The following is a 24,526-nucleotide window of genomic DNA, read 5'->3' as shown; positions in this document are numbered from 1 at the left end:
TTACAGCATGTAAAATAGATATAACATGCTCAATAGTTCGTATAATGTGACTTATTAGACAGTTTACGTAGGGGCTATGTCAGGGTGAGAGCGTGAACATTTTGTTAAATTTCACCCAGTTTTTTGAGACCCGCATTGAGTACCGTTTCCAGATATTCACTGCTCATTCCTGCGATTTTTTGCTTCCGTCTTACGCTCGCCTTGCGTGAAGTCTCGGCCCTGAGCATGTTCAGCCCCATGTGCCGGATGCACGCCAAAATCTCTGCGGCATCACCGCGATAAATCGGGCAATCATCCTCGCCCATCGTGACGTCCAGCACCCAGTGCAGGCTATTTTCGATGGCCCAGTGCCCACGCACCGCTCGCGCAAACTCATCCTGCACCAACGCTTTGGAACTGATGAAATAACGCTGCTCTATGGTAATTTTTTGCATATTTTCAACGCGATAGGAGATGGCCACGCCAATGCTGTGCAACTGTTTCCAATGAGGAAACTGGGCGGCCAACTCGCCCGCCGCCATGACATGGTACTCACGACCATCGATGCGGCCATGAGCCTTCTCAAGCGTCATCGTCTCTGCGCATAACGGGGTGGCCGCCAGCGGGGCGAGGGCCTGTCGAACCGCCTCGAACAACTTGGGTTGGTTGCCTTTGACGGCCAATAAGTAATCGCCACCTTGCTGAAGGATGGTCTCGGCGATCTCGGTCTGGCACCCCATCGCATCGATGGATACCAGGCAGCCTTTGATGTCGAGCAGCGCCAGCAACTCGGGAATAGCGGTAATTTCATTGGACTTGGCGTCGGTTTTTATCTGTCCGAGCACCAGCTTATTGGCGGCGGCATAGGCACTGACCATGTGAATGGTCGACGTTCGATCCTCACGGTCATAGGAACTGCGCAGGGTTTTGCCATCGATAGCGACCAGGGCGCCATCGGTGTGCTGGTTAATGGCTTGAGTCCACCGCACAAAGGCGGCCTGAAACGGCTCTGGTTTGATGCCGGAGATGATCCTGGCAATGGTGTCATGGACAGGAATGCCGTTTTTAAACAGTCCCTTGGATTGAAACCAGGGAAGATGAACCTCGCCGAAATCCTCAATATCTTCCCAGCCCTCAGCCCCGCCGATCACGGCACAGACGGTGAGAAACAGGACATCGTAGAAGGGATAATAAATCTTGGCATGCTGGCGAGGGTCGTGAATATTGTCGAAGAACTGAGCGAAAACGGCATCAATAGACATGAGAGCACTCCTGAAAAGGAGCATGAGATCACAGCCGGATCACCAGGTCAAATTTCAGGGTGAGGATGTGAGCAAATTGTTAACTATGGAAATCATGGAAATTATCATTTTTTGGATTTCATGCGCATTTTTTGAGCTGAAATGACGTGCAGTGACGATTAAAAAGTGTGAAGGCGATCCTGACTATAAAGTTAACTGCATATCACAGGCCTATAAGTATTTGTTTTGTAGGCAAAAAACTATTTTTAATTTTTAACAAAATGTTCACGATCTCGCCCTGGATCTATGCTAAATAACTGATCCCAATAGTGCTACACCTTCGCTGTGCCATAGCCATTCCCCGGGAAAGGAGACACGGTATCCATGAAGTGTTTCACTCGGGCCAGCAGGTTTGCCATCCCTCTGCATTGATGATTGCGCGTGATGGTTTCATGTAACTTGTGCCATAGCCGTTCTATGTGATTAACCCAAGGGCTGTAAACTGGCTGGAACACCAGGCAGAACTTGGGATTCTTCTTCAACCATCGCTCGGTCTGTTTGCTTTTGTGAATGATGTAGTTATCGAGGATCAACGTGATGGTTTTGGCTCGTCGGTAGTGGTGGCGCAGCTTTTCCAGCATGGCAATAAACAGCGATGAGTTTTTCTTGATCCCGCTGACGTAAAGTACCCTTCCGTTGCCTGCGTGGAGAACGCCTGCCAGATAATGCTTGGCATTCTGCCCCGGTGTGACAACCCGCTTTTGCTGCGCTCTGAACATCCAGTCGGCTCCTAATTTGGGATTGAGGTCTATATCGACTTCATCCTCATAAAACACCGGATTATCGGCATCACAGCGGGCCAGCGCGGCGTCGATATTCGCCATTTTTTCCTGATAGGCTGGGTCTTTTATCCGCAAGGTCGGCACGGGCCTGCGCCAGACAATGCCCATACGAGGTAACCATCGGCGGAGCGTGGAGGCTGCCACATTGAGCCCTGTTAACCGATTGATTTTTATAGCCAATAGTTCAGTACACCAACGGCTGCGCTGATAACCAAAATCTTGCGGAGAAAACTGCATGAGCAGCACCAGTAAGGTGACAATCTTGGCGATAGGTAAGACTGGGGCACGGCCAGCCGGTAAGGCTTCTAGCGCATCTATGCCTTCATCTCGATACCACCGAAGCCAACAACCGATGGTCGAGCGCGCAGCGCCGGTAAGGTGATGAACATCGGTGATCGTGCGTCCTTCATGTAACAGCAAGATGGCCATCAAGCGACGAGCATGTCCTTTATCACGGGTGGCATGGATGATTTTGTGAATGCGGCGCCGTTGTGGTCGTGGCAGAGGTGGTAGGATAGGCATCAACTCAGTCCTTTGGGTGTGGCTTGTTTTGTTTAGCGACTAATCAGATCGCACAAACTGGACTGAGTTCCCTTCCTCCGGTGATCTACTATTCGGAACAGCTATTTAGTCAAAGAGCTGTCACGAGAACACCGTTAGCTTAGCGTACGATTTTTTCCGAATTCTGCGGTTCCCCCTGGCAGAAGCTGGTGATGACCGACACCGGCATCGACCGGCGCTACTACGAACTGTGCGCGCTGTCGGAGCTGAAGAACGCGCTGCGCTCCGGCGACATCTGGGTGCAAGGCTCGCGCCAGTTCAAGGACTTCGAGGACTACCTGGTGCCGCCCGCGAAATTCGCCAGCCTCAAGCAGGCCAGCGAATTGCCGCTGGCCGTGGCCACCGATTGCGACCAGTACCTGCATGACCGGCTGACGCTGCTGGAAACGCAGCTCGCCACCGTCAACCGCATGGCGCTGGCCAACGAGCTGCCGGACGCCATCATCACGGAGTCGGGCCTGAAGATCACGCCGCTCGATGCGGCGGTGCCCGATACCGCACAGGCCCTGATCGACCAGACGGCGATGATCCTACCGCACGTCAAGATCACCGAATTGCTGCTGGAGGTAGACGAATGGACGGGCTTCACCCGGCACTTCGCCCACCTGAAGTCAGGCGACCTGGCCAAGGACAAAAACCTGTTGCTGACCACGATCCTCGCCGACGCGATCAACCTGGGCCTGACCAAGATGGCGGAATCGTGCCCCGGCACGACCTACGCCAAGCTGGCCTGGCTGCAAGCCTGGCACATCCGCGACGAAACCTACGGGGCGGCACTGGCCGAGCTGGTCAACGCGCAGTTCCGACATCCCTTCGCCGAGCATTGGGGCGACGGCACCACGTCATCGTCGGACGGCCAGAACTTCCGCACCGGCAGCAAGGCCGAGAGCACCGGCCACATCAATCCGAAATACGGCAGCAGCCCAGGGCGGACGTTCTACACCCATATCTCCGACCAGTACGCGCCGTTCCACACCAAGGTCGTGAACGTCGGCGTGCGCGACTCGACCTACGTGCTCGACGGCCTGCTGTATCACGAATCCGACCTGCGGATCGAGGAGCACTACACCGACACGGCAGGGTTCACGGACCACGTCTTCGCGTTGATGCACCTGCTGGGCTTCCGCTTCGCCCCGCGCATTCGTGACCTGGGCGACACCAAGCTCTACATCCCGAAGGGCGATGCCACCTACGAGGCGTTGAAACCGATGATCGGCGGCACGCTCAACATCAAGCACGTCCGCGCCCATTGGGATGAAATCCTGCGGATGGCCACCTCGATCAAGCAGGGCACGGCGACGGCCTCGCTGATGCTCAGGAAGCTTGGCAGCTACCCGCGCCAGAACGGCCTGGCCGTCGCCCTGCGTGAGCTGGGACGCATCGAGCGCACACTGTTCATCCTGGACTGGCTGCAAAGCGTCGAGCTGCGCCGCCGCGTGCATGCCGGGCTGAACAAAGGCGAGGCGCGCAACGCGCTGGCCCGCGCCGTGTTCTTCAACCGCCTGGGGGAAATCCGCGACCGCAGCTTCGAGCAGCAGCGCTACCGGGCCAGCGGCCTCAACCTGGTGACGGCGGCCATCGTGCTATGGAACACGGTCTATCTGGAGCGGGCCGCGAACGCCTTGCGTGGCCACGGTCAAGCCGTCGATGACGGCCTGTTGCAGTACCTGTCGCCGCTCGGCTGGGAGCACATCAACCTGACCGGCGATTACCTCTGGCGCAGCAGCGCCAAGATCGGCGCGGGCAAGTTCAGGCCGCTACGGCCGCTGCAACCGGCTTAGCGTGCTTTATTTAATGAGATGGTCACTCCCTCCTTCCCGGTACTATGCTGAGGACAGGCTTTCATTCGGAGAACTATCATGGAAAACATTGCGCTCATTGGTATCGATCTGGGTAAAAACTCTTTCCATATTCATTGCCAGGATCGTCGCGGGAAGGCTGTTTACCGTAAAAAATTTACCCGGCCAAAGTTGATCGAATTTTTGGCGACATGCCCCGCTACAACCATCGCAATGGAAGCCTGTGGCGGTTCTCACTTTATGGCACGCAAGTTGGAAGAGTTGGGGCATTCCCCAAAGCTGATATCACCACAATTTGTCCGCCCGTTCGTTAAAAGCAATAAAAACGACTTTGTCGACGCCGAAGCTATTTGTGAAGCTGCATCGCGTCCGTCTATGCGTTTTGTGCAGCCCAGAACGGAATCTCAGCAGGCAATGCGGGCTCTGCATCGTGTCCGTGAATCCCTGGTTCAGGATAAGGTAAAAACAACCAATCAAATGCATGCTTTTCTGCTGGAATTTGGCATTAGCGTTCCCCGAGGAGCTGCCGTTATTAGCCGACTGAGTACCATTCTTGAGGATAATAGTTTGCCTCTTTACCTCAGCCAGTTATTGCTGAAATTACAACAGCATTATCACTATCTTGTTGAGCAGATTAAAGATTTGGAATCCCAGTTGAAACGAAAGTTGGACGAAGATGAGGTTGGACAGCGCTTGCTGAGCATTCCCTGCGTCGGAACACTGACAGCGAGTACTATTTCAACTGAGATTGGCGACGGGAAGCAGTACGCCAGCAGCCGTGACTTTGCGGCGGCAACAGGGCTTGTACCTCGGCAGTACAGCACGGGAGGTAGGACGACATTGCTGGGAATTAGTAAGCGAGGTAATAAAAAGATCCGAACTTTGTTGGTTCAATGTGCCAGGGTATTCATACAAAAACTGGAACACCAGTCTGGCAAATTGGCCGATTGGGTCAGGGATTTACTGTGCCGGAAAAGCAACTTTGTCGTCACTTGTGCTCTGGCAAACAAGCTGGCCAGAATAGCCTGGGCCCTAACGGCACGACAGCAAACTTATGTAGCATAACGGCAGAAATACACCGGTTTAAAGAATTACTGATCTGGTTTTGCGAATACTGATATTGATGATACTAACGGCCCACCGGCCTGTTGAGGAACCTGTAAAACGGAAAGGCTCATTGAAGCCGTATATTTTCTGGAGGTTCATCAGGCGCGGAACTCATCAAGGCGCGGGAATAAAATCCCATTCAGACGCCGGATAGATTCAAGCAAGCCAACTTGTCGTCAAAATCGGTGTTGCAAAAACGGGAGTGACCATAGATTCCGTTTTCTGAGACGACCCCTGATCGGGCTGAATGAGCAGGAATTTCCTGGCGGCAAACCCGATGATGTTTACAGCGTTCGCACATCGATGAACACCCCTCCGGCCGAAGAGGAAATCGAGGAGGAACGTCGGCTGTTTTATGTCGGTATCACTCGCACAAAACAGCAGCTAAATCTGGTGGTCCCTCTTGATGAAGGGCTTGCGCGGTGGCTCAAAAACCGCTGGGATAGCACCCCGAAGAAGTCACCGATAGCTACTCGCTTCGTCTATGAGGCTGGCTGGACTGCTTGTGCGGTTACCAGTGATGCGATCTATAACAGCACGGTAGAGAAACAGAAGGCTGACTTCAGCAAGTTTCACCAATGGTATCTAAGAGATCTTCAGCGGCTAAAAGTCTAGGGCTACCGATACTTTTCGATTTCAGACAGGTGCTCGTTATCCAGATCAATTGTGGCTTTTCTTTCAGAAGCGAGCTTCTTCGCTCGCTTTGCATACTGAAGCCCCTTGGCTGGCTGCTCTCCGCGTAGGATCTGTTCAGCCTGCTTGCTCGTGCTGTGCCCCAGAAAGCGTTCGTACTGCTCGTCAGATACCTCAGTGCCGATCAGTCGTTCGATCCAGCCGCTTTTCGGCGGGTAACTTACGCCCAGCGCAAGCAACTGCCTTTTCTGTACCCACTATTTCCGGCGCGGCCGGCTTCAATCAAGGCTTTGGTTAGAACTACAGCCATTTGGGGACTCTCATACACAAACCTGAACCATGCGGGTCTGATTGGCGGTCAAGATAGCAGCGCATCGAAATCAACACTGAACTCTGCTTCTAAGAACTCAATCGTGGCTGGTTGGCTATCGAGCGATGCTTCCCGTGTAGACTCCAGTGCGCACTCCAATCGACGCAGCAGAGTAAACGGCAAAATGATCTTGCCGAAGTCGGTATGCTTGAAATCCCCCCCCACAGGTCTTCCGCGTTCTTCCAAATGAAATCAGCTTGCGAAGCAGCCGAACCTACGAACTCTGCCATCTTGGCCTCCAACCAACTTTTGCACGAAACGGCACATCTTCCAAAAGAGGGTTGTCAACCAAGTTTTGCACAAAACGGACTTTGATCCATTTCTAACTAAAATCTACAATCCAACCTCAGATTGCAAATAGCCTATGTTTATTACAGATGGTATGGTTCGTGTTTTTGTTTATTCGATGGCAACTGTACTCTTTCTGCCGCTTGGCTTGTTGAAAAGCACGTGGTGGTTTTCACCATTGTTTGCGATAGCTGCTATTGATTACTTAATGTTTCTGCGTCGACAAGGCTAGTTGCTGAACCTCATACCTCAGAGCAATCTGTATGTTTTTTACACCACTGGTTAAAAGGTCAGGCTACGTTCCTGACGTTTTTTAAAAAACAGTTTTATGTTTGATGCGTTACTGGTCTGTCTGGTAACCCAGTGGTACATTACCATTATTAAGGCTGGCTGGCGGTGGTGCATCATGCTTAAACGACCCTCTCTGAGCGTACTTTCCGACAGTCCTGTGCACCGCACCACTTACCCGGCAGGCCTATGTCTTGGTTATTCTTCGTTGTACCTTTTTCTTCAGCTTTATCCCTGACATGTCTGTCTGAACAGTTCTAAGCAAACCGGAATGTTGTCATGGCCAAAGTACAAGGGCTCTTTGTTGGATACCGAAAATTCGCTGTTGATCGCGACTGGCTTCGTCAGCAGGAAGAACAACGTTATCGGGATCGCCAGCGACAATTTGATGAATGGTCCAGGAAATGGGTCACTGTAACCAGGCTCAAAGAGACTCGTTTATGGACTGACGGAGCCATCAGGCGATGGTTGGGTGAACCTCAGCAGCAGGGTAAATATAAAGTTTTCCCCGTTGAAGCGGTTTTGGCTGCTGAGAAGTTGAATGAGTTTCGGCTCTGGCTTAAACCCCGACTGGAAAAGAAACGTGCCCAGCACCACCACTTTTTAATTCCATTTCTGTAAAGTAGAAACAACGGCAGTTCCGGCCGCATTCAAGGCTTCGGCATCTGGTCAGAAATAAAGCGCCATTTTTCAGTATAAGGGAGGTTAGATAGTGGAAGGTATTGAGACACTGAGTTTGCAGCTTGATGAGAATGAAACTATGGCCCTTGCTCAATTAGTTAAACGTCTGAGCTGGAGCGATCTTCGTGGCTGTGCTGTGAGTGACGAAGAAGCCTGGGTAATGAAAAGCGCAATTGAAAAATTACAACAGGCGTTAAGGGAAGAAGGTTATGCGCCTCGATGAGGCTGGCTTCGTTCTTTATTCCGATAACAAATTTGCTTAAGGACTAACTATGAGCCAGCACTGGTATGAGGTGAAAAGCAATCAGGGAATTGTTCAGGTGATTGTTGGGAGAAGATATTAATGTAATGCGTTTCTGCATTACATCAAGCAGATTAGCTTTTTCTGGTCAAAATAGACGATGTGATTTTTCTTTAGCCGAAGTCCATCCGCTCCCCACGCAACCGGTAAAGGTTCGCAGGTTTAATAAAGATAGGTTTCGTATCTCCCTAAGGGTGGGATAGGTAAACTCATAATGGCATCTGTGTTTACTATGTAAGTATTCGGGTAAAATTCATCTAATACAGTAAAGTTTAGTTTCTTACAAAAGCTTAATAAATATGGGTTTTTCACGTCTTCTATTACAACATCGCACCAGGGATTCGATTCACAGCAAAGCTTCAGAAAAGACTTAAACCATCCCTTGTTTTGTATTTCTTCCGGAAGCCGTACCACATGTATGGTCAGACAATCTCCATGATAACGATTAGTACTTTGTCTAAGCCCTACAACAATCCCCTTTTCTTGAATCTGTACACCTGCCTGATGCTCTTTCATGTCGGGCGTATAGTGCCTTGCTCTGTTTAACCAGGCCACCAGCTGCTGAGCCGTACTTGGTGATTCTTCAGCTATCCATTTCAGGTACTTGATGCGGTCCATATGCGCCTCCCTGTACGATTTCCAATGAACAAAGGCTCTACAGTATTAAGCTGCTGTAGAGCTCATTCAACCAAGCTCAAACTGTGCGTATTAAAGGATGCCTAACCTTTTTGTTTCATCGATCCACGGTCTGAATTCTTCCAGTAGATTATCATATAACTTTTCATCGCTAATCGAACCGAAATCATCCATGGCAAAGAAGTGGGTGTTATCAACCCGGCGGTCAGTAAAGTCATCCAGATTTTTGAGGATACCGTAGCTTGAACCACCCAGGCCGACAAACTTCCAGAAGATGGGGTAGTTGGCAGAACGCCGGATTGCATCTTTAATCGCCCGGGTCTTGCTGATCCCGCCATCGGTAATAAATACAACATACACCGGGATTTTCGAGTCCTTAAAGTAGTCGACTATTTCTTCCATCACAGGAGGCTCGTTGTTTGTCCCTCCGAGGCCCGGCAGGTTCTCCCAGGCTGAACGCTTTCCAGCCCCGCGAATGGACTGAATATATGTGTCCAGGTTGTCCAGTGTGACGTTTGGATACTTCTTATGCTTCTCTCCAAATCCCCAGACATCCATTTCACCGTCGTCGTCGAACTGGGCGGCAAGAACGGCGATGCGGTCCAGCACAGACTGAACGTTACCCTTACTGAACTGGCCACTCATTGAGCCGGATGCGTCAAGTACAAATGCAACCGCTGCCTCAAGGGTGTCCAGTTTATTTTTAGTAAGACTGACCGAGGCTTTTTTAGCGAGGCTTACAAGGCGCGGAGATCTGGTTTCCAGTTTCTTTTCCAGACTGATACGAGCAGGCTTTGCTGGCTGCGGAGCTGGCTGTGCGACATCAACGCCATAGCTAATGGCCAGAGGCTCAAGACCACCGTTGAAACCCTGCCCGAGCGCACGAAGCTTCCAGGCGCCATTGTGCCGATATACTTCACCCAGGATAATTGCTTTCTCACTGCGGCCCTGAGTCTCAGCCTGGAACTCAGCGATTCCTTGAGCCTGCATGCTCAACGAACTGAGCCCACTGATGGTATCTTCACCATCAATGACAACTGTGATTGCAATTTTACTGATGTTCGCAGGAACACGATCCAGTGCTATCTCAATGCTGGACTGCTGAGAACCGGTAACGAGCTTTACTGCCCCTTCAGGAGAAGACAGATTATTGTAAAAGATAAAGTCAGAATCGCCGCTGACCTTTCCCTGAGCATTAAGCAGGAACAGGCAGGTATCGGGTTCGCCTTTAAAGCCGGATTTGGTAGGGTACTGAAGATTCAGCCTGATCGCAGATTGCTGAAGTGGTATGTTTTGTCCGGATTGTAGATTCACATTAACTCTCCTGATTTTTGATTATTTTAAAGCGCAGCGTTTATATAGGTTCCCCTGGCTTAGTTCAGGACGCTGGATTTCTGGTGAGGCGTATATATGGTGTGACACCATATTTCATCACGTTGAAGTTTCTATACCTGTTGAATTGGAATTTCCATTGGTCGGGTATTTTATCTTCCAGAACCCGTGCCTTCATAAGTCGCAAACGTAACATATATCAGAGGGGCATGCTGTTGATATAAGGCACGGAATACAGGCTTTAACCAGCAACCAGAGAAAAATCCGTTTCCTGCCTTTAAAAGGCTCACGTCAGAATTAACATCTCTCTGCTTTCTGAGATTCCCGAACCCTTTCTGCCCCCCCCCTCCTGATAGCGGATCGCAACCAAAAAAAACCCCGGCATTGCCGGGGTATGATTCAGCGTTATTTTAGATGTTAACGCCGTGCTGGGAGGCAAGAGCCGCCAGGCCACCGGCAAAGCCCTGACCGACAGCTTTAAACTTCCACTCAGCGCCATGACGATACAGTTCACCGAAGACCATAGCGGTTTCGGTTGAGGCATCTTCAGACAGATCGAAACGGGCAATTTCCGTGCCGTTGTCGTTGTTGTAAACGCGCATGAAGCTGTTGCTCACCATGCCGAAGTTTTGTTTACGCGCTTCTGCATCATAGATGGTAACGGCAAACACCAGTTTTTTGATATCTGCTGAGACTTTGGTCAGATCGATTTTGACCTGCTCATCGTCGCCGTCGCCTTCACCGGTACGGTTGTCGCCCTGGTGCTCTACCGCGCCATCAGGGCTGGTTTTGTTATTGAAGAAAATGAAATGCGCATCTGACAACACTTTACCGTCTTCGCCTACTGCGAACACGGAAGCGTCCAGGTCAAAACCCTGACCATCGGTTACACGGGCATCCCAGCCTAGGCCAACCATAGCAACATTCATGGTTGGTGCTTCTTTGGTCAGAGATACATTGCCGCCTTTTACGAGAGAAACTGCCATTTTTAGCTCCTGCAAACAGTTGAATGAGGGCTGCATTAACAGCCCCGGGTAGAAAAGTTACTTTTTGATCAGGACGCGTTAATGCCGTACTGAGCACATACAGATGCCAGACCACCAGCATAACCCTGACCTACTGCGCGGAATTTCCACTCACCATTGTGGCGATACAGCTCGCCGAACAGCATGGCAGTCTCAGTGGACGCATCTTCGGTCAGATCGTAGCGAGCAACTTCAGTCTGGTTATCGTCATTAACCAGACGAATAAACGCACCGGATACCTGACCAAAGCTCTGGCGACGAGCCTGAGCATCGTGGATGGTCACAACGAAGATGATCTTGTCAACTTCAGACGGGACGGCGTCCAGTTTAATTTTCAGCGATTCATCATCACCATCGCCCTCACCGGTGCGGTTATCGCCGGTGTGCGTTACGGAACCGTCGGATGACGTCAGGTTGTTATAGAAGATGAAATCTGAATCGCCGCGCACTTTGCCGTTTGAGGCCAGCAGGAATGCTGAAGCATCCAGGTCAAAGTCCTGACCGTCTGTTGAACGCGCATCCCAGCCAAGGCCCACCAGGACGTTTTTCATTGACGGAGCTGCTTTACTTAGGGAGACGTTCCCGCCTTTGGAAAGAGAAACACTCATAAAATAACCTCTTCGATTAGTAATTGTTCAGGTTAACACTTAAGGGGATTAACTCCCCTTTTCCTCAGATTCAGGTTTGCCCGGGAACATGACGCTTGCGAGAATGCCCAGCGCCAGTACACCCAGTACAACATACAGGCTGGTTGTTGCCGCGATGCTGTAACCATGATGCCAGATGTGATCGGTCGCATTCAGGCCGAGTTTTGCCGCGATGAAGAACAGCAGCACGATAACGGCCTTCTCCAGATGAACCAGGTACTGTTTCAGTGCCTCAAGGACAAAGTACAGAGTACGCAGGCCCAGGATAGCAAACATCATGGCACTATAGACGATAAGCGGTTCACGACTGACGGCAATGATTGCCGGTACCGAGTCAAACGCGAACATTACGTCCGAGAGTTCAACCACAGCCACACACAGGAACAGCGGGGTCGCATACAGCGCCGCTTTTTTACCACGGCCAATGGTGACATCGCTGTTTTCTGGTTTCGCCAGTTCAGCATCCACTTCCTTCTGGTTAAGCAGGAAGGCATGCCCTCTGAGCTTCGGCCAGATAGGGAAGAAGCGTTTAACCATGCGGTAAGCCAGATGCTGGGAGTAATCCTCAATTTCATCATCGTCATCACCGCTTTTAAGCATCATGACCGCTGTCCAGGCAACGATAATAGCGAAGACAACTTCAACATACGGCCCCAGACTCAGCAGGCTCGTACCGATGGCGACAAAGATGCCCCTGAAGACAATGGCACCAATGATCCCCCAGTAGAGAACACGGTGGCGATAACGATCCGGAACGGCGAACCAGGAGAAGATGGCCATCATGACGAACAGGTTATCGACCGACAGCACTTTCTCCAGCGCATAACCCGTGACAAACAGACTGGCAACCTCAGCACCGTGGTGGATATAGAGGAAACCGGCAAATGCCATCGCAACCACAACCCAGAATACGGACCAGAGCGCCGCACTCTTCAGCGAAATAGGCTTGTCATCACGGTGCATAAACAGGTCAATAAAGATGGCACCGACTGAAAGCGCAATAAAAACAATGACCGTTTCAGTCGGGAAGCCGATGTGTGTGGAAACCATATTTTACCCTTAGGGATGTGGATCAGAGGCCAAATTCAGCCGGGTCGAAGCCCAACGCGATAGCGATCTCGCGGGAGGCCAGTTTCTCGTCCTGATCGAAGTTACCGTCACTTTTCGCAACGGCAATACCAACACGTAAGGCCAGCTGAGCGGCCTCAGGCTGATCTTTCAGCGCCAGGATGTATTTCATGGTTTCGCCCTTGCCGATTTCAACATCGAAATCGAAGCTTGAAACCAGTTTATTGAAGAACTCAATCACCTCATTGGTATCGAAGACCTTCAGCTCTTCTGAAGAGCGCAGAAAGCCCATCATTTTCTGCTTTTCTTCCGAACTTACGCCGTCACTCGATACGGCAATACGGGCACATACAGCAACGGTGCCCTGCATGAATTTTTTGTTTTTGAAACGGCCAACCTGGCGGGTCAGTTCGTCACGGCCTGAGTTAATGGCACCTTTAACTTTGTCGAAAAAGCTCATACCTGTTTCCTTTGTTGCTGTGTTATTTAGAACCGGCGCTCCAGCGAAATCCCCAGCCAAATGCCCGGTCCATTTCGTCCTGGCCTTTGAAGTACTGGTTAATTCGCTCGACTTTAATTGCGCCGTTTTCGTTTACGAGTCTGGCAATGGCGCACAATGTGCGACGGTTTTCACCTTCGGTCAGGCGGGTCTCAATGGGCGGTTGATCCGGCACATGAATGGTGACCACACCATCAGTCTTGTCCCAGCTGGGAACACCTTCATAAATAAAGGCGTAAATCAGCACTTCGCGGATATGCTTCCATTCACGTCCATTGATATGCAGCCACTCGCCGTCTGATACATCACCCGTCCGGTCATCGCCCTTGAGCTGAACATACGGTTCATCGCGATAATCACCGAATGCATTACCGAGCGCCTGAATGACCGATTTATACCCGTCCTGAAGCTCAACAAAGGCCCCCAGATCCAGGTCGATTCCTTTGGAGCCGAACATGCCTGCAAAGCCTGATTTGCCGCTGCCCCGGTGCCAGTTCAGGTTGATCCGGATTTCACCGAAGTTATCCCGTTTGGTCAGGCTGATTGCAGGCTTCTCTTTTGTCAGCGATACCTTGCTCAGGCTGATTTTTGTCTCAACTGGCGGAGGGGTTACAACCGGAGGAGTCGGGGCTGCGGGAGCCGGTTCGTCGGCAATATTTACGCCGAAATGCTCTGCCAGCGGTTTAAGTCCACCGTTGAACCCCTGCGCAACGAAGCGGAATTTCCAGTCATTATTACGACGGTAAAATTCACCCAGAATTAAGGCTGCTTCCTGACGGCCGCTCAGTTCGACACTGCCGCTAACCAGGCCGGTAGCCCCTTGCTCCACGTCGATGGAAAGATTACGAAGACCGGACACCGTCTGCCCACCGTCACAGGTCACGGTGAACGCAATTTTCTGGACATCAGGTTTCAGCCGGTTGAGCGCGACAGTAAAGGTTGAGTACTGGCCTTCACTGACCAGGCTGACGGTACCATCATCGTTACGTGGCTGACCATAAAACACCATGTCCGCATCACCCTGCACCTTCCCGTCGGCATACAGGCGAAACGCCGAAGCATCCACCTGGCCGCCCGAGGTGATCCGGACCCGCAACTCCTGGGCTGGAACGGGGGCATTGCCCCCCGGCGTCAGGTTCATTAGCGAATAACCGCTGAAACGATATCGGAGTGCATATCGTCAATTGTGCGGCCGCGACAGGCATGGCCAAGGGCGGTAAAGTCCCAGTTGCCGTTATTACGGCGCAGCGAAGAAATAACGATCCCGGTATGTGAGCCCTGCTCAGTCAGCTTGTAGCGAGCCAGCTCTTTGCCGGTTTGATCGACAACGCGGCAGAACGCGTTTTCGACGTCATTGAACGACTGACCACGGAAGCTGTTTACCGTAAACGCCAGGTATTCAACGTTTGCAGGCAGTCGGGAGAGGTTGACATTAATCACCTCATCGTCACCGTCACCTTCACCGGTCAGGTTATCGCCACTGTGCACAACAGCGCCGCAGGTGGATTCCAGTTTGCGGAACCAGATGGTGTCAATTGTTTTACCGGTGCTGTCCATTAATACGCAGCCAGCATCGAGATCGATTGAGTCGTTGCCTCCAAACAATCCTCCAAGAAGACCTTTTTTCTTAACCGGATCCCAACCGAGACCGAAATGAAGCTGGCTTAATGCAGATGATTCTTTGCTGAGTGATACCGTCTGGTTCTTAACTAATGAAACCATGTTTTATTCCTTAAAATGGTAATGACCGAGACAATCAAAGGTATATTTAGTAACTGACGAAGAAAATCATATCATGATGAAGTTCTCTGACAAGGGAAATTTTGGTAGTTTTCTGTAAAAACACAAAAAGAAATCCTTTTCAGGGTGTTAATTTTCTAAGTTTAATTTAAATATCAATGTGTTATCAGGAATCCAAAAAACCTGACGCACTCCATAACCACAGGAGTTATAAATCATATTATGATTGACATGTAGCTTAGACACTCATAGACTCACTTCTCAATCATAAATTTGCATGGCGTTCCGGATAATTAAAAAAAATGAACAAGAAAATTTGGTTTATGGAAGGTTTATCCTCCCAGCGAGATATTATTCAGGGGGTAAAATCATTTGCAAAAAAAAATAATTTTGCCATTACCGTTTTTGCCTCCCACCGTAACGAAAGAAATGAAATCCTTTCCGTTGCCGACTATTCTTTGACTGAACCTGAAGATCCTCAAAAACGTCTTCAGTTTATCCAGGAAACCATTCAGTCCTACGGCATCCACCATATTCATACTGGCCGTAACAGCCAGTGGTTTGAAGAACACCGTTCAGCCATTGAATCGACCGGTGCCACCCTTACTACCGGTGCAACGGGCGTCGACTGGTTAACTCTGGCTGACGAAAAAGTTACTTTTGCTCAGTTTATGGAGCAAAAGGGTCTCCCGGTCGTACCATCCTGGCGGGTGAATACGCTGGCAGAATTAAAAACACACCTCGCGGCCCCGCCGTTCACTGACAGCCCGGTATGCGTGAAGCCGGTGACGGGTATCTATGGCATGGGATTCTGGCGCTTTGATGACAGTGCTTCGCCTATGGCCGTCTTTAATCATCCCGAACATCGTCTGGTCAGTCCGCAACAGTATATTGCAGCAGCATCAGCTGCTGAGTCGTTTAAACCCCTTGTTTTGATGCCGTACCTGCCAGGCCCGGAATTTTCCGTCGATATCCTCGCGGATAAGGGCGAAATACTCGCAGCCGTGGGACGCCGTAAGGAAGGGGTTATCCAGTATCTGGTAAACGAAGGAAGCGCCTGGGAACTGGCGTGTGACTGCGCCAGGGTTATGAAGGCCGACGGGCTGGTGAATGTTCAGACGCGAAACGATGTGAATGGCAACCCGGTGCTGCTTGAAACCAACATGCGTCCGTCAGGGGGGGTGGGTTATACCCTTCACAGCGGGGTGAACCTTCCTGGGTTATTTGCTGCCTTTAAGCTCGGTCTGATGTCTGAAGATATGGTGCGCCAGAGCGCTAAAAACACCTTTTCTCCGGTTGCGGTGAGATCCATTACGGATGTAATTGCATACCCGGAATCACTCTCTAACCTTCTGAATTAAGGCGTATTTATGTCTGATATCCTCGAAGATATGATTTATCGCCGTACCCTCTCATGCGGTACGATTCAGGTAACCCGCGACCAGGGTGAAGTTTCGCTCGATGACCTGTTTGACATCGCTGAAAGACGTAACCCGAAACGCGCCTTTCTGTTTGTCAGCAAAGTACTCGGCAGGCACATTCCCGTGCCACCCTCAGTCATGCGGCAGGCCTACAGACAGCTTGCCAGCCAGTTCCCCTCGACACTGACAGGACCCGTACTGTTTATCGGTATGGCTGAAACCGCCGTTGGGCTTGGGGCCGGTGTATTTGATGAAGTGCGCCACCAGCATCCTGAATCTGTCTATCTGACCTCTACCCGTCACCCGGTTGATGGCACGTTGCTTTGCGAGTTCAAGGAAGAACACAGCCACGCCACCGATCATCTGATCTATCTGCCAGATGATGAAGAGAAAAGACGTCGTGTTACCAACGCACGAACGCTGGTTTTGATTGATGACGAGGCAACCACCGGTAATACCTTTATTAACCTGCTTTCAGCCCTGCGTAATACCGGCAAGCTTCAACATATTGAACAGGTTATAGCCGTTACGCTTACCGACTGGAGTGGCAAAGCCTTGTCCGAGCGCAGCACCTTACCAGTCACTTCGGTTTCTCTTGTAAGCGGTAAGTGGGGATGGACCCCATTACCTGATGCACCTGTCCCGGACATGCCGAAAGTCAACGTAACTTCACGAGGAGAATGGGACATCCAGGGAAAACAGTCCTGGGGCCGACTGGGGATGCTCGCACCTGCGGCCGATCTCGGCCATGAGGTCTCCGTCCACAAGGGGGAACGTATTCTGGTTCTCGGGACCGGGGAATTCGTCTGGGAGCCGTTCCTGCTTGCTGAACGGCTCGAAGCTGCCGGAGCACAGGCATTTTATGGATCGACCACCCGCTCCCCTATCGCCGTTGGTTATGCCATTGAGTCCGCCATTTCCTTTACGGATAACTACGGGCTGGGCATCCCCAATTTTGTCTATAACGTCGCCCACCAGCAGTTTGACCGCATTCTTGTGTGTACTGAGACACCCGCAGAAAGTATTGACACGCAGCTTCTTAAGGCGCTGGCTGAGGTTGCGGCCGTCGTGGAGATTGTTACCTATGAATAAACCCGTTGTTCTGAGCGACCTTGACGACACGCTCTTTCAGACCCGTCGTAAAATGGTGGACGAGCTGGCCCTGGAGCCATTCCGTACCGGTGCCGTTGATCGCACCCTGAATCCACGAAGCTTTATGACGGAAGAACAGTCCATGTTGGTGGACTGGCTCCTGGAGCAGGCTGAACTCATACCCGTTACCGCACGGGGAACTGAAGAAATCAGCCGCGTACGGATCCCTTTCCACTCCTGGGCAATCACCACTCACGGGGCCGTCATTCTCACGCCAGAAGGCAAACCCGACGAGGAGTGGAAGGCCCATATGCTCGGCCAGCTGGCTCCCTATCAGGAAAAGCTGACATCGATGCAGCGTCTGATCACTGAAATGATGGACGCAAAAGGGATCAATGCCTGGGCAAGGCTGAACTTCGAATACGGTGAAACGGCGGTTTATATGGTGATGAAGCACCGCGACAGCACCCGCCTTGACGAGCTCAATGCCATTGCAGATGAGATAGAAACGGTGTTTCCGACCGAGGGCTTCTACATCCACCGCAACAGTAATAACGTGGCCTGGCTTCCCACCGCGGTTGAGAAAGGGCTGGCAGTCAGATGGCTTCTTGAAAAACTTCGGGCTGAACGCGGAGTCTTCCCCGTAATTGGTCTGGGCGACAGCCTGAGCGATCATCGTTTTATGAAACTGTGCAGCTGGTTTGGCATCCCGCGTCAGAGTCAGTTTGCAGATGCCATTTCACAGCGAATTTTTGGAGAAAATTAAAATGCAGCCACATGACACATTTACCGGCTCATACCAGCCCGGTGACGTGGAATTTCTGCTAAAGCCGGTAGTCATTGAGATGACGCCGGTTGAGCAAAAAGAAGAGCTGATTCAGTCAGGGAAGAAACATTATTCGGACATGCTCAGTCAGGAGCCAGCGCCAACACAATGGCATCTTGATTTGTTTCACCGGGCGCTGGATCGGGGCGCAGAGAGACTTGCAAAAGAAGTCACACAGCTCGCTATTGCTCTGGCCGAACGCTTCGGTGATGAGCCCATTGTACTGGCCAGTCTCGTCAGAGCTGGCGTGCCGCTCGGCGTTATGCTGCACCAGGCCCTGCGTGACATGGGGAAAACCTCATGGCATTACGGTATCAGCATTATCCGGGATCGTGGAATTGACGGTGCAGCCCTCGACGTCATTGAAGAGCGCCATGGTACCAGCGGTATTGTCTTTGTTGACGGATGGACAGGTAAAGGCGCAATTACCGGAGAGCTTGTACGCGCACTGAAAGATCGCCCGGGCTATCCTGAGCAGCCGCGACTGGTTGTCCTGGCCGATCCCTGTGGCTGCTCCTGGCTTGCAGCCAGTGATGATGACTGGCTCATTCCTTTTGGCATCATGGGTGCGCCGGTATCAGGCCTGATCTCCCGGTCAGTATGGTCCTCTGAAGGATTACATGGGTGCATGGTTTGCGAGCATCTCAGTGAATTCGAATGCAGCCGGATGCTTGTCGATACCGTCGCCCATTTCCGTAAGAAGTTAACCCCGTCATCCCTCGCTACCCTGAGCTGGAATATGGAGTCAGCCCGGGTCTTATGGCAGACAAGTCGCGACGTTATCGCGTTCCTGGCCGATGAATTTAAAGTGGACAGCGTCAATCGTATTAAACCCGGTATTGCTGAAGCAACCCGGGCTGTATTACGTCGGGTACCGGACCATGTATTTGTGCGTTCTATTGACGACCCGGACGTTGCCTTGCTTGTAGGGCTTGCTCGTGAAAAGGGAATAGTTGTTACAGAAATGGGGGGAACCCTCGGCCAGTATCGGGCTGTAACCATTATCAAGAAGGTACTCTGATGAAAAATCGTCTTTCTCCCTGGAATCTGGGAGCCACGCTATACATGCCTGCAACACGGGAAGATATTGCTGATGCCGTCCTGCACGGGAAAATCCCGGGTTTGCGCTCTCTGGTGATTTGCCTGGAGGATGCTGTCAGTGAAGCAGACATCCCCATCGCCCTCAAAAATCTGGAGCACCTGCTGCACGAGCTCAGTAACAGCATGCGTAGCCTGGGTAAAAATGACTGGCCTCTGGTGTTCATTCGCCCTCGGCATGCCGAAATGGGCAGATGGTTAAAAGCGCATTATGATCTTTCCGCTGTCGATGGGTTTGTGTTGCCGAAATTTACCCTCAGTTCGTTAGCTGAATGGTGGGATATCATGGGCGGGACTCACCTGTGCATGATGCCAACGCTGGAAACAGAAGACGTCTTTGACGTGGTTCAGATGCGCGAGCTGGCCACTCGCCTGGTGGAACATCCCTGCCACGACCGCATTATTGCGCTTCGAATCGGCGGCAACGATCTTATGAACGTTGTGTCGCTTCGCCGCCCCCGGGACCTGACGCTGTATGACAGCCCGATGGGCTACGTCATCAAAATGCTCGTTTCAGTCTTCGGCCCGCGTGATTTTGCCCTGACCGCGCCCGTATGTGAGCATATTGACGATCATGCCGTTATGGCCAGAGAGCTGGCTCTTGATATGGCACATGGGCTTGTTGGGAAAACGGCCATTCACCCGGGTCAGATAGAGGTCATTCAAAACGCGCTGATGGTCACTCAGGGTGAGTATTCTGACGCTCTGCGGATCCTGAACTCTACCCAGGCCGTGTTTAAGTCGCAGGGAGCAATGTGTGAACCCGCCACACATCGCCGCTGGGCGGCTGGCATTCTGGACAGAGCTCGTTTTTATGGGTTACAGAACGAGCAAAGCGCTGATGGAATCAGATTACTTACCGTGACCCAGCATCATTAAGGAAATCATAATGGGGTTCAGGTTCAGAAAGTCGATCAACATTATTCCTGGCGTTCGCCTCAACCTGAGTAACGGTGCACCGAGCCTGAGTGTCGGGCCGAGAGGTGCTTCCGTTTCTTTTGGTAGCCGGGGGACCTATGCCAATCTGGGCTTGCCCGGTACCGGGCTGAGTTACCGTACCCGGCTTGACCGGGCCGCGCGTTCCGGAGGTGGAAACCGGACGGCAACCGACCCGGGGCTCAGACAGGCGCTTGAGCAGGAAGCCGCTGAACTCATGTCAGCGGTAACCGCAATCCGTAATATTCACGAGCTGACGCCGGATCCAAAAACAGGCATCAGCTGGGCAGAGCTGGAAGCAGTATACCTGCATAACAGAACGTCGCCTTTTCAGGTTCCGGCACCGGTGCGTCCAGAAAAGCCAGACTACCTTGCATTGCCGGAAAAGCCTGCCGAGAGCGAAGGCATTAGTTTTCTGGGTAAATGGTTTGAATCGGAATCAGCTAAAGCTGAGCGCCACGCCGAAAATCTTCGCCGGTGGCAGCAGGAGCTGATTGATGTGGAGCGTGAGAATACCCTTCGACAGCACCGGTACCAGCAACAACGGACGGCCTGGGCCGAACAGTATGCAAACTGGAAGTTTGAAGCAGAAGAACATGAAAAACGGCTCGCCACGGCTCAGGCAGATGCCCGGCAGCAGTTCCGGACAGACGCCGCGTTTTTCGAATCATACCTGGCGGGTGTGCTGGCAGAAACTGAATGGCCGCGTGAAACGATTGTTGCATTTGAAGTAAAGCCGGAGCTATCAGCAGTCCTGCTGGACGTTGATTTAGCTGAGATTGAAGATTTCCCTGATAAGATTTACGGCGTTAATGCCCGGGGCACGGAGCTGACGGAAAAAGCCATGACGCAAAAAGCCGTACGCGAAAACTATGCCCGCCACGTCCATGGCTGCTTGTTCCGCCTGGTCGGTATCGTTTTACATACGCTACCTTTCGACAACGTGATTGTGTCAGGCTTTACGCAACGGGTCAGTAAGCGGACCGGCTATCTGGAGGATGAGTATATCCTGTCCTGCAAATGCACTCGCAGCCAGATGTCGTCAGTAAATTTTGCAGGCATAGAACACATTGATCCGGTTGAAGCGTTAGGCGATCACCCGGTTATTCGAAAGATGAGCAGTACCTTCATTTTTCAGCCTATTGAACCACTAACCCTTTAAGCAGGCTAAATCTTACGATGCAATTAAATACCAGACAGGCCCGGATTTTTAAGCTTGCCAACTTACTGGGCACCGGCAAGCCCGTTTCCGCTGCCGACATTATAACCAGTCTGGAATGCTCAGAGCCGACATTAACCCGGGCCCTCAAAGAGCTACGCGAGTCATATTCTGCGGAGATCAAATACAGCAAGGCAGGTCATTCCTACCATCTCGTTAATCCGGGCCAGCTGGATAAAAAGACCCTTCGCCGGATGAATGAAGCGCTCGCACAGAATGCTGAACTGAAAACCGGTGAGTCTACAGGGAAGGTCGTACTCGATAAGGATAAAAAAACAGCCGTGTCCTTATCGCTACGCATGCGGATCTTAAGAAAAATTGACCGTCTGGCTGCGCTGAGTGGCTCGACCCGAAGTGAAGCGGTAGAGAAGCTGGCTCTGCACTCCGTTGACGAACTGATAAAAGAATACAGCGCTAAAAAGTCCTGACGCTAAATCTCAGACCGGGGTGAAAACCCCGGTTTTGTCATATTTTACCTCTGTATTGGCGTGACGTAGTTTTGATCTATTCTCCTCCCGCAATGCCAGCAGCGCCTTACTGACTACAAAACCTGGTGTCTTGACATCCTCTTGTGCTACACATCAATCTTTGGGCGTTTTACACTCCATTCATGCAGATCTGTGATGTATGATGAATTTCATACATAAGACAGTTTATTTGTCCGAGTTTTTTCAGAAATCTTATATTCCAGTCCGGTCTGAATTATTTTTCTGTTGATAAGAGGCCATTCACATGTCGGTAATTCTATGGTGGTTAACTTATTTCTTTAATGCCGCTTCTGAGTATTTAATCTCCACCCGACAGATGTCGTGCCGTTTTATCAAATCAACAAACCCTGGCCTCTTCCTGAAACTACTCTCCTCTTCCGATCTCTTAAGAAGGAATTACATTTGAGACGCTTACCCGTATATCTGCTACTCGACACGTCCGGCTCTATGCACGGAGAGCCTATCGAAGCGGTTAAAAATGGCGTTCAGACGCTGCTTACCACGCTGAAACAGGATCCGTATGCACTCGAAACGGCTCACGTGTCAGTGATCACCTTTGATTCTTCAGCCCGACAGGCAGTCCCCCTGACAGACCTCCTGAGTTTCCAGATGCCAGCACTAACAGCCAGCGGCACCACGTCTCTTGGCGAAGCGCTTTCCCTCACGGCCAGCTCCATTGCCAAAGAAGTACAGAAAACGACGGCTGACACTAAAGGTGACTGGCGTCCCCTTGTATTCCTGATGACGGATGGAAGTCCGAATGATGACTGGCGTAAAGGCCTGAATGACTTTAAAGCGGCCAGAACCGGCGTTGTTGTGGCATGTGCAGCCGGGCATGATGCCGATACCAGCGTCCTCAAAGAAATCACTGAAATCGTGGTTCAGCTCGATACAGCTGACAGTTCGACGATTAAAGCTTTCTTTAAATGGGTCAGTGCGAGCATTTCGGTAGGCAGTCAGAAAGTGGAGTCCAGCAAAAAAGAAGTGATCGGTCTTGAAGACCTGCCACCGCCGCCGCCAGAAGTAAATGTGGTCTTATAATTTTATTGATTAAGGGGATATCATGTCTGTCAGTCTGAGCAAAGGCCAGGGCGTAAGCCTGAAAAAAAATGAATACGATCTCTCGTCCGTTACTATCGGCCTCGGTTGGGATATTAATGAGGAAAAGAAAGGTTTTCTCGGCGGGATCTTTGGTAAAAAAGAAGAAGAATACGACCTTGATGTGATCGCTTTCCTGTGTAATTCAGCCGGAAAGGTGACCGATCTCGGCAATGTGGAAAATGGTAAACCAACGCTTGTGAATGGCGATATCATCTTTTTCAACAGCCTTCGCCATAAGTCAGGCAATATCTGGCTGACGGGCGATAACCGAACCGGAGCCGGTGACGGTGACGATGAGCAAATTATTGTGCGCCTGAATTCCCTTGACGCTCAGTACGAGAAAATTGTGTTCATCGTTCAGATCTACAATGGTGAAAAGCTCCAGCAGCACTTTGGTAAAGTTCAGAATGCCTTCATCCGGGCAGTAGATGCCCGTAATATTGAAATGGCACGATTCGATCTTTCTGGCGGACCCGCCTTCGCCAGCCAGCGCTCCATGGTCTTTGCCGAGCTGATACGCGAGGCTACAGGCTGGAAACTCAGGGCAATTGGTGAGCCTTCAGAATCAGATTCGTTTGTCTCGCACCTGAGGAATTACATGTGATGCGCCGCCTGCCTGTTTACCTTGTTATCGACACATCCGGCTCGATGCGCGGTGAGTCAATCCATTCCGTTAACGTTGGAATTCAGGCGATGCTTAGCGCTCTTCGCCAGGATCCCTACGCCCTCGAAAGCGTTCATATCTCCATTATCACCTATGACAATGAGGCGCGTGAGTTCATTCCTCTCACGCCGCTGGAAGACTTCCAGTTTTCTGACATCGTTGTGCCAAGCGCAGGCGGGACGTTCACCGGTGCTGCCCTTGAATGTCTGATGCAGTGTGTTGAACGGGATGTACGTCGCTCAGATGGTGATACCAAAGGAGACTGGCGTCCTCTGGTATTCCTGATGACTGATGGAACCCCTTCTGATGCCCTGGCGTACGGTGAAGCGGTAAAAGCGATTCGCGGCCGGGGATTCGGATCCATCATTGCCTGCGCCGTTGGTCCTAAAGCAGGCCATGAGCACTTAAAACAGCTCACCGATAAGGTTGTGTCTCTGGAGACGCTAGATTCAACCGCGTTTGCAGGTTTCTTTAAATGGGTATCGGCCAGCGTGTCTTCCGGCAGCACAAGCGCGGGGATTAATAACGGAACTGATACCCTTCCCCCTCCTCCACCAGAAATCCAGCTGGTGCTCTGACAGACAGAAAGGTGCTGTTTCCGGGCAGCACCTTTCTGTACAGCAACGTTTTCTGCTGGCCGTACC

The 24,526-nt window shown here is 51.3% G+C and carries 25 protein-coding genes and 2 pseudogenes; 15 read left to right on the top strand and 12 right to left on the bottom strand.

Annotated elements, in window-relative coordinates; genetic code table 11:
- Nucleotides 1–104: 104 nt before the first annotated feature.
- Together JQN59_RS24495 and JQN59_RS24490 are read right to left on the bottom strand one after the other, a co-directional pair.
- On the bottom strand, nt 105–1,241 hold the full coding sequence (locus tag JQN59_RS24495; RefSeq protein ID WP_021141311.1) for an ISAs1-like element ISAs12 family transposase: 1,137 nt from the start codon (nt 1,239–1,241) through the stop codon (nt 105–107).
- A gap of 311 nt (nt 1,242–1,552) precedes the next feature.
- Nucleotides 1,553–2,584: an IS630-like element ISAhy2 family transposase gene (locus tag JQN59_RS24490; protein WP_094935932.1), complete on the bottom strand. Its 1,032-nt coding sequence runs from the start codon at nt 2,582–2,584 to the stop codon at nt 1,553–1,555.
- Nucleotides 2,585–2,754: 170 nt separating this feature from the next.
- On the opposite strand from JQN59_RS24490, the pseudogene JQN59_RS24485 reads away from it, so the two are divergent.
- The 3 genes and pseudogenes from JQN59_RS24485 to JQN59_RS24475 all read left to right on the top strand — a co-directional run.
- Nucleotides 2,755–4,404: pseudogene (locus JQN59_RS24485) on the top strand (Tn3-like element ISPa38 family transposase); the annotation flags it as partial.
- Nucleotides 4,405–4,482: 78 nt separating this feature from the next.
- Nucleotides 4,483–5,487 carry an IS110-like element IS4321 family transposase gene (locus tag JQN59_RS24480; RefSeq protein WP_000427623.1) on the top strand — a complete coding sequence of 335 codons (1,005 nt, stop codon included), beginning with the start codon at nt 4,483–4,485 and terminating at the stop codon, nt 5,485–5,487.
- A 111-nt stretch (nt 5,488–5,598) separates the two neighbouring features.
- A complete protein-coding gene (locus JQN59_RS24475; RefSeq protein WP_306307854.1) occupies nt 5,599–6,144 on the top strand; it encodes a 3'-5' exonuclease in 546 nt (181 codons plus the stop codon).
- A 2-nt stretch (nt 6,145–6,146) separates the two neighbouring features.
- Here the strand turns inward: JQN59_RS24475 and JQN59_RS24470 are convergent, their stop codons facing one another.
- The gene (locus JQN59_RS24470) at nt 6,147–6,401 is read right to left on the bottom strand and encodes a hypothetical protein (RefSeq protein ID WP_000880375.1); all 255 of its coding nucleotides are present in this window, start codon (nt 6,399–6,401) and stop codon (nt 6,147–6,149) included.
- A 140-nt stretch (nt 6,402–6,541) separates the two neighbouring features.
- Nucleotides 6,542–6,762, bottom strand: a pseudogene (locus JQN59_RS24465) (type I restriction-modification system subunit M N-terminal domain-containing protein); the annotation flags it as partial.
- Between the two features lie 625 nt (nt 6,763–7,387).
- Here JQN59_RS24465 and JQN59_RS24460 point away from each other — a divergent pair.
- Entirely contained in the window at nt 7,388–7,729 is a 342-nt protein-coding gene (locus JQN59_RS24460) for a hypothetical protein (protein WP_001151572.1), read from the top strand.
- A 91-nt stretch (nt 7,730–7,820) separates the two neighbouring features.
- Nucleotides 7,821–8,012, top strand: coding sequence for a DUF7706 family protein (locus JQN59_RS24455; protein WP_000398479.1), 192 nt, complete (start codon nt 7,821–7,823; stop codon nt 8,010–8,012).
- Nucleotides 8,013–8,252: 240 nt separating this feature from the next.
- Here JQN59_RS24455 and JQN59_RS24450 read toward each other — a convergent pair whose 3' ends face one another.
- From JQN59_RS24450 to JQN59_RS24415, 8 genes are all read right to left on the bottom strand, one after another.
- Nucleotides 8,253–8,708 carry a hypothetical protein gene (locus JQN59_RS24450; RefSeq protein WP_000374058.1) on the bottom strand — a complete coding sequence of 152 codons (456 nt, stop codon included), beginning with the start codon at nt 8,706–8,708 and terminating at the stop codon, nt 8,253–8,255.
- A 90-nt stretch (nt 8,709–8,798) separates the two neighbouring features.
- On the bottom strand, nt 8,799–10,040 hold the full coding sequence (locus JQN59_RS24445; RefSeq protein ID WP_001053340.1) for a vWA domain-containing protein: 1,242 nt from the start codon (nt 10,038–10,040) through the stop codon (nt 8,799–8,801).
- A gap of 428 nt (nt 10,041–10,468) precedes the next feature.
- Nucleotides 10,469–11,044 (bottom strand): TerD family protein, encoded by a 576-nt coding sequence (locus JQN59_RS24440; protein ID WP_000301247.1) that lies wholly within the window; start codon nt 11,042–11,044, stop codon nt 10,469–10,471.
- A 68-nt stretch (nt 11,045–11,112) separates the two neighbouring features.
- Entirely contained in the window at nt 11,113–11,691 is a 579-nt protein-coding gene (gene terD / locus JQN59_RS24435; protein WP_000116680.1) for a tellurium resistance membrane protein TerD, read from the bottom strand.
- Nucleotides 11,692–11,739: 48 nt separating this feature from the next.
- On the bottom strand, nt 11,740–12,780 hold the full coding sequence (terC, locus tag JQN59_RS24430; RefSeq protein WP_000255079.1) for a tellurium resistance membrane protein TerC: 1,041 nt from the start codon (nt 12,778–12,780) through the stop codon (nt 11,740–11,742).
- 22 nt (nt 12,781–12,802) lie between these two features.
- Complete coding sequence (locus tag JQN59_RS24425) at nt 12,803–13,258, bottom strand: tellurite resistance TerB family protein (RefSeq protein ID WP_000007449.1); 456 nt, start codon at nt 13,256–13,258, stop codon at nt 12,803–12,805.
- Between the two features lie 22 nt (nt 13,259–13,280).
- Entirely contained in the window at nt 13,281–14,438 is a 1,158-nt protein-coding gene (locus tag JQN59_RS24420; RefSeq protein WP_001054786.1) for a TerD family protein, read from the bottom strand.
- Nucleotides 14,438–15,019, bottom strand: coding sequence for a tellurium resistance-associated protein TerZ (locus tag JQN59_RS24415; protein WP_000254137.1), 582 nt, complete (start codon nt 15,017–15,019; stop codon nt 14,438–14,440). The genes JQN59_RS24420 and JQN59_RS24415 overlap by 1 nt, the downstream gene beginning before the upstream one ends.
- Before the next feature lie 320 nt (nt 15,020–15,339).
- Between JQN59_RS24415 and JQN59_RS24410 the strand changes: the two genes are divergently transcribed.
- The 10 genes from JQN59_RS24410 (at nt 15,340) to JQN59_RS24365 (ending at nt 24,460) form a co-directional block, all read left to right on the top strand.
- Nucleotides 15,340–16,398 carry an ATP-grasp domain-containing protein gene (locus tag JQN59_RS24410; protein WP_012695441.1) on the top strand — a complete coding sequence of 353 codons (1,059 nt, stop codon included), beginning with the start codon at nt 15,340–15,342 and terminating at the stop codon, nt 16,396–16,398.
- A 9-nt stretch (nt 16,399–16,407) separates the two neighbouring features.
- Nucleotides 16,408–17,550 carry a phosphoribosyltransferase domain-containing protein gene (locus tag JQN59_RS24405; RefSeq protein ID WP_001280115.1) on the top strand — a complete coding sequence of 381 codons (1,143 nt, stop codon included), beginning with the start codon at nt 16,408–16,410 and terminating at the stop codon, nt 17,548–17,550.
- Complete coding sequence (locus JQN59_RS24400) at nt 17,543–18,316, top strand: hypothetical protein (protein WP_001040058.1); 774 nt, start codon at nt 17,543–17,545, stop codon at nt 18,314–18,316. The genes JQN59_RS24405 and JQN59_RS24400 overlap by 8 nt, the downstream gene beginning before the upstream one ends.
- A 1-nt stretch (nt 18,317) precedes the next feature.
- Complete coding sequence (locus JQN59_RS24395; protein ID WP_001585166.1) at nt 18,318–19,397, top strand: cysteine protease StiP family protein; 1,080 nt, start codon at nt 18,318–18,320, stop codon at nt 19,395–19,397.
- Nucleotides 19,397–20,353, top strand: a complete 957-nt coding sequence (locus JQN59_RS24390) for an HpcH/HpaI aldolase/citrate lyase family protein (RefSeq protein WP_011152965.1) — start codon at nt 19,397–19,399, stop codon at nt 20,351–20,353. Before JQN59_RS24395 ends, JQN59_RS24390 begins: the two co-directional genes overlap by 1 nt.
- Before the next feature lie 10 nt (nt 20,354–20,363).
- Nucleotides 20,364–21,572, top strand: coding sequence for a DUF4236 domain-containing protein (locus JQN59_RS24385; RefSeq protein WP_011152964.1), 1,209 nt, complete (start codon nt 20,364–20,366; stop codon nt 21,570–21,572).
- A 17-nt stretch (nt 21,573–21,589) separates the two neighbouring features.
- Nucleotides 21,590–22,057 carry a tellurium resistance protein TerW gene (gene terW, locus JQN59_RS24380; RefSeq protein ID WP_001176767.1) on the top strand — a complete coding sequence of 156 codons (468 nt, stop codon included), beginning with the start codon at nt 21,590–21,592 and terminating at the stop codon, nt 22,055–22,057.
- Nucleotides 22,058–22,519: 462 nt separating this feature from the next.
- The gene (locus JQN59_RS24375) at nt 22,520–23,158 is read left to right on the top strand and encodes a vWA domain-containing protein (RefSeq protein ID WP_001253657.1); all 639 of its coding nucleotides are present in this window, start codon (nt 22,520–22,522) and stop codon (nt 23,156–23,158) included.
- Between the two features lie 22 nt (nt 23,159–23,180).
- On the top strand, nt 23,181–23,822 hold the full coding sequence (locus JQN59_RS24370; RefSeq protein WP_000116681.1) for a TerD family protein: 642 nt from the start codon (nt 23,181–23,183) through the stop codon (nt 23,820–23,822).
- Entirely contained in the window at nt 23,822–24,460 is a 639-nt protein-coding gene (locus JQN59_RS24365) for a vWA domain-containing protein (protein WP_001253658.1), read from the top strand. Before JQN59_RS24370 ends, JQN59_RS24365 begins: the two co-directional genes overlap by 1 nt.
- The last annotated feature ends 66 nt before the right edge of the window (nt 24,461–24,526 follow it).

It is taken from the genome of Citrobacter sp. B72 (assembly GCF_016894305.1).
GTDB lineage: Bacteria > Pseudomonadota > Gammaproteobacteria > Enterobacterales > Enterobacteriaceae > Citrobacter > Citrobacter portucalensis.
The sequence above is the reverse complement of the archived record's forward strand: the minus strand, read 5'-3'. Positions and strand labels throughout refer to the sequence as shown.

Bases quoted from the DNA above. Each gene is read 5' to 3' on its own strand.
- JQN59_RS24450 (WP_000374058.1), bottom strand. From the start codon at position 8,708: ATGGACCGCATCAAGTACCTGAAATGGATAGCTGAAGAATCACCAAGT.
- JQN59_RS24400 (WP_001040058.1), top strand. From the start codon at position 17,543: ATGAATAAACCCGTTGTTCTGAGCGACCTTGACGACACGCTCTTTCAG.
- JQN59_RS24490 (WP_094935932.1), bottom strand. From the start codon at position 2,584: ATGCCTATCCTACCACCTCTGCCACGACCACAACGGCGCCGCATTCAC.
- JQN59_RS24495 (WP_021141311.1), bottom strand. From the start codon at position 1,241: ATGTCTATTGATGCCGTTTTCGCTCAGTTCTTCGACAATATTCACGAC.
- JQN59_RS24460 (WP_001151572.1), top strand. From the start codon at position 7,388: ATGGCCAAAGTACAAGGGCTCTTTGTTGGATACCGAAAATTCGCTGTT.
- JQN59_RS24365 (WP_001253658.1), top strand. From the start codon at position 23,822: ATGCGCCGCCTGCCTGTTTACCTTGTTATCGACACATCCGGCTCGATG.
- terC (WP_000255079.1), bottom strand. From the start codon at position 12,780: ATGGTTTCCACACACATCGGCTTCCCGACTGAAACGGTCATTGTTTTT.
- JQN59_RS24370 (WP_000116681.1), top strand. From the start codon at position 23,181: ATGTCTGTCAGTCTGAGCAAAGGCCAGGGCGTAAGCCTGAAAAAAAAT.
- terW (WP_001176767.1), top strand. From the start codon at position 21,590: ATGCAATTAAATACCAGACAGGCCCGGATTTTTAAGCTTGCCAACTTA.
- JQN59_RS24390 (WP_011152965.1), top strand. From the start codon at position 19,397: ATGAAAAATCGTCTTTCTCCCTGGAATCTGGGAGCCACGCTATACATG.
- terD (WP_000116680.1), bottom strand. From the start codon at position 11,691: ATGAGTGTTTCTCTTTCCAAAGGCGGGAACGTCTCCCTAAGTAAAGCA.
- JQN59_RS24405 (WP_001280115.1), top strand. From the start codon at position 16,408: ATGTCTGATATCCTCGAAGATATGATTTATCGCCGTACCCTCTCATGC.
- JQN59_RS24440 (WP_000301247.1), bottom strand. From the start codon at position 11,044: ATGGCAGTTTCTCTCGTAAAAGGCGGCAATGTATCTCTGACCAAAGAA.
- JQN59_RS24480 (WP_000427623.1), top strand. From the start codon at position 4,483: ATGGAAAACATTGCGCTCATTGGTATCGATCTGGGTAAAAACTCTTTC.
- JQN59_RS24395 (WP_001585166.1), top strand. From the start codon at position 18,318: ATGCAGCCACATGACACATTTACCGGCTCATACCAGCCCGGTGACGTG.
- JQN59_RS24425 (WP_000007449.1), bottom strand. From the start codon at position 13,258: ATGAGCTTTTTCGACAAAGTTAAAGGTGCCATTAACTCAGGCCGTGAC.
- JQN59_RS24410 (WP_012695441.1), top strand. From the start codon at position 15,340: ATGAACAAGAAAATTTGGTTTATGGAAGGTTTATCCTCCCAGCGAGAT.
- JQN59_RS24385 (WP_011152964.1), top strand. From the start codon at position 20,364: ATGGGGTTCAGGTTCAGAAAGTCGATCAACATTATTCCTGGCGTTCGC.
- JQN59_RS24420 (WP_001054786.1), bottom strand. From the start codon at position 14,438: ATGAACCTGACGCCGGGGGGCAATGCCCCCGTTCCAGCCCAGGAGTTG.
- JQN59_RS24415 (WP_000254137.1), bottom strand. From the start codon at position 15,019: ATGGTTTCATTAGTTAAGAACCAGACGGTATCACTCAGCAAAGAATCA.